11 protein-coding genes are annotated in these 9,566 nt (G+C 67.2%); 2 read left to right on the top strand and 9 right to left on the bottom strand.

Features of this window, described 5'->3' with window-relative positions:
• Positions 1–155: 155 nt before the first annotated feature.
• The 3 genes from tyrS to ACM6LR_RS38185 are packed head-to-tail and all read right to left on the bottom strand — an operon-like array spanning position 156 to position 3,532.
• Positions 156–1,430 carry a tyrosine--tRNA ligase gene (tyrS, locus tag ACM6LR_RS38195; RefSeq protein WP_414942605.1) on the bottom strand — a complete coding sequence of 425 codons (1,275 nt, stop codon included), beginning with the start codon at positions 1,428–1,430 and terminating at the stop codon, positions 156–158.
• A 32-nt stretch (positions 1,431–1,462) separates the two neighbouring features.
• A complete protein-coding gene (locus ACM6LR_RS38190; protein WP_414942608.1) occupies positions 1,463–2,098 on the bottom strand; it encodes a DNA-3-methyladenine glycosylase in 636 nt (211 codons plus the stop codon).
• A gap of 18 nt (positions 2,099–2,116) precedes the next feature.
• Positions 2,117–3,532: a serine hydrolase domain-containing protein gene (locus ACM6LR_RS38185; RefSeq protein WP_414945526.1), complete on the bottom strand. Its 1,416-nt coding sequence runs from the start codon at positions 3,530–3,532 to the stop codon at positions 2,117–2,119.
• Positions 3,533–3,564: 32 nt separating this feature from the next.
• On the opposite strand from ACM6LR_RS38185, the gene ACM6LR_RS38180 reads away from it, so the two are divergent.
• Positions 3,565–4,257: a TetR/AcrR family transcriptional regulator gene (locus ACM6LR_RS38180; protein ID WP_414945525.1), complete on the top strand. Its 693-nt coding sequence runs from the start codon at positions 3,565–3,567 to the stop codon at positions 4,255–4,257.
• 202 nt (positions 4,258–4,459) lie between these two features.
• Here ACM6LR_RS38180 and ACM6LR_RS38175 read toward each other — a convergent pair whose 3' ends face one another.
• The 3 genes from ACM6LR_RS38175 to ACM6LR_RS38165 form a co-directional block, all read right to left on the bottom strand.
• Positions 4,460–4,873, bottom strand: coding sequence for an Imm1 family immunity protein (locus ACM6LR_RS38175; RefSeq protein ID WP_414945524.1), 414 nt, complete (start codon positions 4,871–4,873; stop codon positions 4,460–4,462).
• Positions 4,870–5,436: a DddA-like double-stranded DNA deaminase toxin gene (locus ACM6LR_RS38170; RefSeq protein ID WP_414945523.1), complete on the bottom strand. Its 567-nt coding sequence runs from the start codon at positions 5,434–5,436 to the stop codon at positions 4,870–4,872. Before ACM6LR_RS38170 ends, ACM6LR_RS38175 begins: the two co-directional genes overlap by 4 nt.
• A gap of 324 nt (positions 5,437–5,760) precedes the next feature.
• Positions 5,761–6,330, bottom strand: a complete 570-nt coding sequence (locus ACM6LR_RS38165) for an XRE family transcriptional regulator (RefSeq protein ID WP_414945522.1) — start codon at positions 6,328–6,330, stop codon at positions 5,761–5,763.
• 50 nt (positions 6,331–6,380) lie between these two features.
• Between ACM6LR_RS38165 and ACM6LR_RS38160 the strand changes: the two genes are divergently transcribed.
• The gene (locus ACM6LR_RS38160) at positions 6,381–6,539 is read left to right on the top strand and encodes a hypothetical protein (RefSeq protein WP_414945521.1); all 159 of its coding nucleotides are present in this window, start codon (positions 6,381–6,383) and stop codon (positions 6,537–6,539) included.
• A 66-nt stretch (positions 6,540–6,605) separates the two neighbouring features.
• Here the strand turns inward: ACM6LR_RS38160 and argH are convergent, their stop codons facing one another.
• The 3 genes from argH to argF all read right to left on the bottom strand — a co-directional run bounded on the left by argH (position 6,606) and on the right by argF (position 9,551).
• Entirely contained in the window at positions 6,606–8,021 is a 1,416-nt protein-coding gene (gene argH, locus ACM6LR_RS38155; RefSeq protein ID WP_414942598.1) for an argininosuccinate lyase, read from the bottom strand.
• 85 nt (positions 8,022–8,106) lie between these two features.
• Positions 8,107–8,628, bottom strand: coding sequence for an arginine repressor (locus ACM6LR_RS38150; protein WP_414942597.1), 522 nt, complete (start codon positions 8,626–8,628; stop codon positions 8,107–8,109).
• The gene (argF, locus tag ACM6LR_RS38145; RefSeq protein ID WP_414942596.1) at positions 8,625–9,551 is read right to left on the bottom strand and encodes an ornithine carbamoyltransferase; all 927 of its coding nucleotides are present in this window, start codon (positions 9,549–9,551) and stop codon (positions 8,625–8,627) included. Before argF ends, ACM6LR_RS38150 begins: the two co-directional genes overlap by 4 nt.
• Positions 9,552–9,566: the final 15 nt, after the last annotated feature.

The following is a 9,566-nucleotide window of genomic DNA, read 5'->3' as shown; positions in this document are numbered from 1 at the left end:
ATCACCTTGAGGTGAGAGCTTGGTTCGTGTCCCGCGGCCACCCGGTTTCCCTGGCGACTTGGAGAACTTTACATGGCCCCCAGGGGCCCGAAACAGGGGGGTACCTTAACGACATTTACGCAGGTCAGGGCCCCTGTTTCGGGCCAGGGCCACGGTCAGCCCCCGACGCGCACACCGGCGACGTTGCGCTTGCCCTTGCGGACCACGAGCCAGCGGCCGTGCAGAGCGTCGTCCGCGGACGGCCTCCACTCCTCGTCGGCGATCTTCGTGTTGTTGACGTACGCGCCGCCTTCCTTGACGGTGCGGCGCGCGGCGCCCTTGCTGTCGACGAGCCCGGCGGCGATCAGCAGGTCGACGATCGTCGACTCACCGCTCGGGTCCGCCGTGCCGTTCGGCACCTCGGCCATGGCGGCGTCGAGGGTCGACGAGTCGAGTTCACGCAGCTCTCCCCTGCCGAAGAGCGCCTGGCTCGCGGCGATGACCTGCCGGGTCGCCCCCTCGCCGTGCACCAGGGTCGTGAAGTCCTCCGCCAGCTTCCGCTGCGCGGATCGCAGGTGGGGGCGTTGTTCGGTGTCCTCGGCGAGGGCCGCGATCTCCTCCTGCCCGAGGAAGGAGAACATCCTCAGGTAGCGGACGACGTCGGCGTCGGCGACGTTCAGGAAGTACTGGAACCACGCGTACGGCGAGGTCATCTCCGGGTCGAGCCAGACACTGCCGCCGCCGGTGGACTTCCCGAACTTGCGTCCCTCGGTGTCGGTGACCAGCGGCGCGGTCAGCGCGTGGGTGTGCCCGCCGTCGGTCCGGCGGATCAGGTCGACGCCGCCGACGAGGTTGCCCCACTGATCCGAGCCGCCGATCTGCAGCTTGCAGCCGTACTCGCGGTACAGGTGCAGGTAGTCCTGCGACTGGAGCAGCAGGTAGCTGAACTCGGTGTAGGACATGCCGTCGGCTTCGAGGCGGCGCTTCACCGTCTCGCGGTTCAGCATGGTGTTGACCGGGAAGTGTTTGCCGACATCGCGCAGGAACTCGACCACCGTCTGCTTCGCGGTCCAGCTCAGGTTGTTCTCGATGACCGCGCCGGTCGGCGAGTCGTCGAAGTCGACGAACCGCTCCAGCTGACCGCGGATCCGGTCTGCCCACTCGGAAACGGTGTCCAGTGTGTTGAGAGTGCGCTCACCGGTATCGCGTGGGTCGCCGATCATCCCGGTGGCGACGCCTGCCAGCACGATCGGCCGGTGTCCGGCGCGCTGGAAGCGCGAGAGCATCAGCAGTGGGACCAGGTTGCCGGCGTGCAGGCTCGGTGCCGTCGGGTCGAATCCGCAATAGAGCGTGAGGGGTCCTTGGTCGAGGTCTCGCCGCAGTGCGTCGGTGTCGGTGGATTGCGCGATCAGGCCGCGCCAGGTCAGCTCGTCAAGGATGTGCTCGCTCACGCCTGTAGATCCTCCCGCACCAGGTCAACCGACTATCGGCCGGGGGCCGCCGCCCGCCGCTTGCCGCCGCGGCGATACGCCGAGACCGCGGGCGAGCCGTCGATCCAGAACCGCCACGGCGTGTCCATCGCCATCGCGACGCCGACGCGCGGCCCGCTGCGGATGGACGATTCGGGAACGCGTTCACCGGTGTACAGCCGGACGGGTGACGCGGGGTCGGTCAAGTCGGCCCCGTTCTCGGCCCGGTCGATGCCGAGCACCGAAGTGAGGATGGCCGGGCCTTTGGCGAGTTCGCCGTTGCCCCGCGCCGACGGCCTGCGCGCCTTGGCGATGTCCGCGCCGGACACCACCTCTCCGGCCCGCAGCAGCACGGCGCCCGGTTGCCCGTCTTCGGTGCCGACGACGTTGGCGCAGAAGTGCATGCCGTAGACGAAGTACACGTACAGATGCCCCGCCGGCCCCCACATGACCGCGTTGCGCGGGGTCTGGCCGCGATAACAGTGCGACGCGGGATCGTCGAGTCCGCGATAGGCCTCGACCTCGACCAGGCGGACGGCGACCGTGCCGTCCGGACCGGTCGCTTCGATCACCGCGCCGAGCAGGAGCGTGGACAGCTCCACCGGATCCAGCGCCAGTTCCCGCCGGGTGAACTGTCTCCCGGTCACCACGTTCCGCACTCCCCGACCTTAACCGGAGGCTCCGACAGATTCGACACCCGCACGGAACGCCGGGATTCTCGGCGCCACTCGCATGCCGGTGTAGCAGTATTCGGTGCCGTCGGGGAGTCTCGAGAACAGCACCGGCATCCAGTCGTCGCCGAACATCGAGTTCCTCCCGGCGAAGACGTTCTTCGACACGGGCACCAGATCCGCCTCGATCGGCGGTGCGATTCCCTTGAGCGCATCAGCGAATTCGTAGACGAAGCGCAGCTTCCCGTCCTTCTCGGTGACGGTGATGATGACACCTTCGCGGCGATAGGTACCCGCGAAGGGTGCGACGTTCACCGAAGGCGGCGACGGCGGCGGAGCGAAATCGGCGGGCACCTGGACTCCGGCGAGTTCGCCGAGCAGTTCCCGTGACAGGGCGGTGTACAGCCGATCGGTCGTGCCGTGGTTGGTGAGCAGGGCGAAGGCTAGCTCGGCTTCCGGAACCACCCGCAGGTAGGAGCGCTGCCCGATCGAGGAGCCGTTGTGCCCGAAGCCGGGAACACCGTTCCAGTCGTAGATCGACAGGCCCAGGCCCCAGCCGTCGGAACCGAGCGTCCACTTGTCGGGTACCTCGACCTCGCGACGCCGCATCGCGGTCACCGTCTCCTCGGCGAGTACGCGAGTCCCGTCGGCCGCGGTGCCATCGAGCAGCATCAGCGCGAAGCGGACCACGTCACCGGCGGTGGCGAGGACCCGGCCGTAGGGACCGGCGTTACGCGGCATGAGATCCCAGGCGGCCGTCGGCTCCGGGTCCTGCCCGAGATGCCCCATCGCCACCCGGAACCGCAACGCCTCTTCGGGCAAGGTCATCGTCTCGGCGAGCCCGAGAGGCGCGACGAGCCGTTCCCGCAGGGCGTTGTCCCAGGTCAGACCGGTGAGTACCTCGATGATCCTGCCGAGCACGTTGTACCCGACACTGCTGTAGGACGCCGCCGTCCCCGGCGGGCAGTCCATCGCCACACCCCTCGCCGCTTCGACGTACTTGGCGAGACAGTCGTCGCCGCGCCCGGTGTCGTCGGTGAAGTCGCAGGTGAGGCCGCTGGTGTGGTTCAGAAGCCGCCGGGCGGTGATCGTCTTGGTCGCGTCCGGATCGACCGTCGCGAACTCCGGCAAGACCTCGACCACCGGTGCGTCGAGATCCAGCCGTCCCTCTTCGGCCAGCCCCATCACCAACGCGGCCGTGTAGACCTTCGCGACCGAGCCGAGCTGGAAGACCGAGTCGGTGGTGGTCTCGACGCCGGTCCCCCGGTGCAGGATCCCGCTCGCGAGTTCGTGGATCTCGCCGTCGGTGAGTACGGCGAGGGTCGCACCGGGAACGCGGTGTTCGGCCCGCAGGGCATCGAGGCGGGACTGCCAGTGGGCAAGGTCGAATGATGTCCGTACACTGTTAGGCATAATGAACACTGTACGGGAAGGTGAGACAGCGAATGTCGGTCTGGGCTCGTCCTCCGAAACGAAAGCGTGAGCAACCGTCGCTGAACAGGGAACAGATCGTTTCCGCGGCCATCAAACTGCTCGACGCCGAGGGCATCGACGCGCTGAGCATGCGGAAGCTCGGGATCCGGCTCGACGTGGCCGCCGCGTCGATGTACACCCACGTGGCCAGCAAGGACGAACTGGTCGAACTGGTAGTCGACGAGATCTACGGCGAAGTCGCACTCCCGGAGTCCGGTCCGTGGCGAGCGGCGGCGACGCGGTTCGCGCGAGACCTGCGCTCGGTGTTCCTCCGCCATCCCTGGATCGGCTCGCTGCTCGGCGAGGCGGGGGTGGCGTATCTGGGACCGAACGTCCTGCGGTTGTCCGAGGCGGCGCTGGCGCTGTTCGAGGACGCCGGGTTCTCGCTGGACGACGCCGATCTGGCGTTCAACACGATCATGGCGTTCGTCGTCGGGCGGGCCACCAGCGAAGCCGCGTGGCTCACCACGCTCAAGCGCAGCGGGCAGAGCGAGCAGGAATGGAAAGATCGGCTGTGGCCCGCCGCCGAGCAGGCCGTGCAGGACCACCCGCGGCTGAAGAAGCTGTACGCGGCCCAGCGGGAACGGAAGCCCGGCGAGACCAACGACTCCGACTTCGAGCGTGGCCTTTCCTGCGTCCTCGACGGTTTGGCGGTCAACGCGTGAAGGCCCCCTTCTCTCGGTTCAGCGAGGGAAGGGGGCCTTCTGTAGTGCCTGTTTCTGATCTGCGCAAAGGCGCCAGATGGGTCGGTGACGAGCGAAAATCGAACCTATTAGTACCGGTCGCTACCGGCCCTTATCGGTACGCCGGTGTACCCAGCGTGTACCGGCACGCAAACCGTTGGCCCCCGCCTTTGACGGCCAAGTGCTACAGCGGACCATGCTGCTCGGTCCAGTTCACGCCGGACGGCCGTTGCCCGCCGGAAGTCAGGAAGTCATGGGCGGCCTGCCGGGCGACGTCTACGGGGATCTCCGCGTCGTCCGGGTACTCCCGAGGGTTGTTCATAAAGTAGTAGAGAACCTGTCCGCCCGGCGGTAGCGGGAACGTCCCGCTCTTCGAGTGCGCCCCGTTCGGTGCGTCGTCTCCGACGTACTTCAGGCTTGCCCGTTCGCCGTGGAGGCCGATCTCAAGCCATGACTTCTCCGGGTCGCCGTCCGTGTACAACTCGGCGAGCGTCGGCCCGTCCATGGTCGCCACGGCGTCTAGAACGCGGTCGAGATCGGCCCCAGTGGTGACCGTGGTCGCTCTGGTCACCGTGCCGTCATACCAAGCTTCGATCATGGCTTCTTTCTCTGTCCGAGGTAGGTGGCACCGATGGGCTGCCCGTCTGGCATGGTCCCGTACACGGTGAGCGCGCTGCCTTGAGGAAGGATCTTGAGAATCAACGTCTCACAGCCGAACGGGCCTTTGCACACCTCGTTGTTGACGACGACGGTTGCACTGGTGATGCCCTTGTTCTGCATGCGAACGGCTAGCTTGACCTCGACGTCGGCAGTCGTGGAAGGCATCCGCCGGGCGCCCTGGTCCTTGAAGAACTGGACGGCTGCGGCTTCCATGTCGTCACGACCGCTCACGATGTACCCGGCATCCCCTTCGCCTGAGTCCGTGACCCACTGCCCGTGTGTCTTCTGCCCCTCCCGACGGTCGACGCGCGGCGGAAGATCTCGCTTCAGTTCATCCACGCGGTCTTGTGAAACCGGGTCGGGCTTCGTCTGCGTGGTTGTGGTGTGCACACCAGGCCGGCCGCGGGCTCCCTCTTCCCGCTTCGGACCTGTGAACTCGCTGTTTGCAGGTGTTGCCGATGCGCCGATCTTGCCGAGATATGCCGAGATGTTCGCCTTCACGGTCCTGAAGTGGCTGACCGCCTGCTCTGCGGACTGGCGTAGCTCGTCGTACCGGCCAGGCAAAGCTCCTATCTCAGGGTTAGCGGTGCCGTAGACGGCCTGCCCTAGATGCTCGGCAGATTCTCCGAAGCCCCCGGCGGCCCGCTGCGTTGCCTGCTCTGCCTTTTCAAGGGACGCGACGGCAGCCCGCAGCGCTGCGGCGACTTCTTCGATTTCGCTCCAGTCGCACCCCTGTCTCCCCGTGTCGGATCATGACACGGGTATGACCGAGGGGGCGAATCAGCCGAGAACCGGGGCTAGCCGCTGTAGCAGCCAACCGGCGATTCAGCGAGATTCGGTGTCCTTCGGGTCGACGGCCTCTTTCGCCAGCTTCGCTCCAAGTTTCTTCGCGTTCGGCGCCGTCGTCGGGTCGTCAGCGACCTGTAGCGACGTCGGCCAATCCCACTGCAACAGCCGGGAAACCTCGGACGCTACGCAGAGCCTCCGAACCTTCAGGTCCGTGTCTAGCGCCCGCGCTACTACTTCGGCGTTCTCTCTACCCGGCAAGAAACCCAACACGGAAATCGCGTTGGCCCGCAGGGTCGATGTCTTGCCCTCGATCGCCCAAGTCCGGAAGTGGCCGATGGCGTTCTCGGACAAGTTCGGGCAGATCGCCGCATCGATAGAGCTGGACGTCGGCCCTTGGGCGAACACGTCAGGCTCCCCAACATCGACGGCCGCCAAGACGCGTTCGCGCTCCTGCGGAGTGTCGATCTTGATCAGGCGAGGATGGACAAGGTCGGTCCTCTTCATGCCGTCTCCTAGCACTCGCTCGTACGCGGTCAGCAACTCCCCGCGATCAAGGCGGCCGAACTTGACACGGGCGGCGCCTACAGGATGCACAACCTTCGTCACTACTTCGCGTCCCGGCTGATCGAAGACGGTCCGCCCATCGGGGCGCCTCCATGGAACTGGTCCGCGACTACCTGGGACACGCTTCCATCATCACCACGTCCGAGACGTGCGGGCACCTGTTCGAGCAGGCCCACGAACACGCCCGCTCGCTCATGGATGACGTGTTCTCAACTGTTGTGTACCCGCTGCGTACCGCCGAAGGCCAGTAACCGTGTTAGTGCAGGGCAGACGGCTACCGGCCTCCGGGGCTACAGAAGGGGGCCTCACGCGAGAGGTCAGCTCAGCCAGGCACGGTGTTCGGTGACCCGCGCGACCAGCCGGTCCCGCTGTTCGGCGACCCGCTCGGGAGCGGTTCCGCCACGGGCGTTGCGCGAGTTCACCGAGCCCTCGACGGTCAGCACCTCGCGTACGGCGGGCGTCAGCGCCGGGTTGATCTTCTCGAACTCTTCGTCGGTCAGTTCGTCGAGGCCGACACCGCGGCCTTCGGCGACGCGGACGCTCTCCCCCGCCGCTTCATGCGCGACACGGAACGGAACCCCTTGGCGCACAAGCCATTCGGCGATGTCCGTGGCGAGGGTGAACCCGGCGGGCGCCAGTTCGGCGAGCCGGTCGGTGTGGAAGGTCAGCGTCTCGAGCATGCCCGCGATCGCCGGGAACAGCAGTTCCAGCTGCTCGACGGAGTCGAAGACCGGCTCCTTGTCCTCCTGCAGATCCCGGTTGTACGCGAGCGGCTGCGCCTTGAGCGTCGCGAGCAGCCCGGTCAGGTTGCCGATGAGCCGACCGGCCTTGCCACGAGTCAGCTCGGCGACGTCCGGGTTCTTCTTCTGCGGCATGATCGAACTGCCGGTCGCCCAGGCGTCGTCGAGGGTGACGTAGCAGAATTCGGCGGTGTTCCAGATGATCACCTCTTCGGCGATCCTGGACAGGTTGACCGCGAGCATCGCGACGTCGAACGCGAACTCGGCGACGAAGTCCCGCGAGGCGGTGCCGTCGATCGAGTTGTCGACGCTGGTGTCGAAGCCGAGTTCCGCGGCGACGGCCTCGGGGTCGAGCCCGAGCGAGGAACCCGCGAGCGCGCCGGAACCGTAGGGCGACTCGGCGGTGCGAGCGTCCCAGTCACGCAACCGGGTGACGTCGCGCAGCAGCGACTGGCCGTGCGCGAGCAGGTGGTGCGCCAGCAGGACCGGCTGGGCGTGCTGCAGGTGGGTGCGCCCCGGAAGGATCGCGTCCGGGTGCCGCTTCGCCTGCGAAACCAGCGCGTCGACGACGCCGAGGGTGCCGGCGACCACCCGGCGGGCGGCGTCACGCAGCCACATCCGGAACAGCGTCGCAACCTGGTCGTTGCGCGAACGGCCCGCCCGCAGCTTGCCACCGAGTTCGGTACCCGCCCGCTCCAGCAGACCGCGTTCGAGCGCGGTGTGGACGTCCTCGTCGGCGACGGTCGGGGTGAACGCGCCCGAGGCGACGTCCTGCGCGAGCGTGTCCAGCGCGGCGAGCATGCCCGTCAGCTCGTCTTCGGTGAGAAGCCCGGCCTTCCGCAGCACTCGCGCGTGGGCCCTCGACCCGGCGATGTCGTACGGCGCCAGCCGCCAGTCGAAATGGGTCGACGCGCTCAGCGCCGCCATCGCCTCCGCCGGCCCGCTGGCGAACCGGCCGCCCCACAGCTGCACCGGCTGCTCATTCCCGCTCACAACACTCCTCGAATTCTTGGGTTTTCTTCAGGCGACTGACTGGTCGAACGTAGCGCCTGTGCTGAAGTCGTACAGTGTGCGCTCGTCAGGCGTCACCTTCGGTCTCCTCACCGCCGTCCGCTGTGGACGACCGTCGGGCCAGCGCCATGAAACGCTCGGCCAGGTCCTTGCCGGACAACGGTTCCCTCGCGATCACCGCGACCGTGTCGTCGCCTGCGATCGATCCGACGACCTCCTCCAGCGCCGCCCTGTCGATGGCGCTGGCGAGGAATTGGGCCGCACCCGGCGGAGTGCGCAGCACCGTCAGGTTCCCCGACGAGTCCGCCGAAACGAGCAATTCGGCGAGCAACCGCGAAAGCCGGGACGTGCCACCTTGCACTCCTCGTACCGGGCTGCCGTCCTCCGGGATCACGTACACGGGAGCGCCGGAGTCAGCGCCCCGCAGCTTGACCGCGCCCAGTTCGTCGAGATCCCGCGAAAGCGTCGCCTGGGTGACGTCGATGCCTTCCGCCGCCAGGAGCTTCGCGAGTTCCGTCTGGCTGCGGATGGCCATCGTCGACACGAGTTCGGTGATCCGGGCCTGCCGGGTGACTCTGCCGCCGGTCATCGTCGCTTCTCGTCCAGGAGCCATACCAGCAGCGCCTTCTGCGCGTGCAACCGGTTTTCGGCCTCGTCCCAGACCGCGCTCGACGGGCCGTCGATGACCTCGTCGGTGATCTCCCAGCCGCGGTGCGCGGGCAGGCAGTGCAGCACGATCGCCTCGTCCGCGGCTCGGCGCATCAGCGCGGCGTTGACCTGCAGTTCACGGAACGGGCCGACGCGGTCGAGGCCGTCGTTCTCCTGCCCCATCGACGTCCACGTGTCGGTGACGACGACGTCCGCGCCTTCGACAGCGGCGTACGGATCGGTGAAGACCGTGGTGCTGCCGCCGGTCTCGCTCGAACGGTGCTTGGCGTCGAGCATGACCTGCTGATCCGGCTGGAAGCCCTCCGGAGAGACGACGCGCACATGCATTCCGGCCGTGGTCCCGCCCAGCAGTAGCGAATGCGCCATGTTGTTGGCTCCGTCGCCGAGGTAGACCAGGGTGAGCCCGGCGAGCTTGCCCTTGCGTTCGCGGATGGTCATCAGGTCGGTGAGCACCTGGCACGGGTGGAATTCGTCGGTGAGCGCGTTGATCACCGGGATACCCGCCGCCGAGGCCATCGCGTCGATGCGCTTCTGGGCGAAGGTCCGCCACACGATCGCGTCCAGGTACCGCGAAAGCACCCGCGAAGTGTCCTCAATGGTCTCTTCGCGGCCGAGTTGCATGGAGCGTCCGTCGACGATGACCGGGTTACCGCCGAGCTGGGCGATGCCCACCTCGAACGAGAACCGGGTCCGGGTGGAGTTCTTCTCGAAGATCGCCGCGACGGACTTGCCCTCCAGCGCGCGGGAGCTCAGCGGCTCGGCCTTCAGCTGGTCGGCGAGATCCAGGATCTCGGCCTGTTCGGCCGGGTTGAGATCGTCGTCACGGAGAAAGTTGCGGAGCATGCGTTTGTCTCTGTC

It is taken from the genome of Amycolatopsis sp. cmx-11-32 (genome assembly GCF_047608695.1).
Taxonomy (GTDB): domain Bacteria; phylum Actinomycetota; class Actinomycetes; order Mycobacteriales; family Pseudonocardiaceae; genus Amycolatopsis.
The sequence above is the reverse complement of the archived record's forward strand: the minus strand, read 5'-3'. Positions and strand labels throughout refer to the sequence as shown.

What these genes read in the sequence shown, in the direction of transcription:
- ACM6LR_RS38150 (WP_414942597.1), bottom strand. Translation starts at nt 8,628, where the DNA reads ATGACCGGCGGCAGAGTCACCCGGCAGGCCCGGATCACCGAACTCGTG.
- ACM6LR_RS38180 (WP_414945525.1), top strand. Translation starts at nt 3,565, where the DNA reads ATGTCGGTCTGGGCTCGTCCTCCGAAACGAAAGCGTGAGCAACCGTCG.
- ACM6LR_RS38175 (WP_414945524.1), bottom strand. Translation starts at nt 4,873, where the DNA reads ATGATCGAAGCTTGGTATGACGGCACGGTGACCAGAGCGACCACGGTC.
- ACM6LR_RS38185 (WP_414945526.1), bottom strand. Translation starts at nt 3,532, where the DNA reads ATGCCTAACAGTGTACGGACATCATTCGACCTTGCCCACTGGCAGTCC.
- argF (WP_414942596.1), bottom strand. Translation starts at nt 9,551, where the DNA reads ATGCTCCGCAACTTTCTCCGTGACGACGATCTCAACCCGGCCGAACAG.
- ACM6LR_RS38160 (WP_414945521.1), top strand. Translation starts at nt 6,381, where the DNA reads ATGGAACTGGTCCGCGACTACCTGGGACACGCTTCCATCATCACCACG.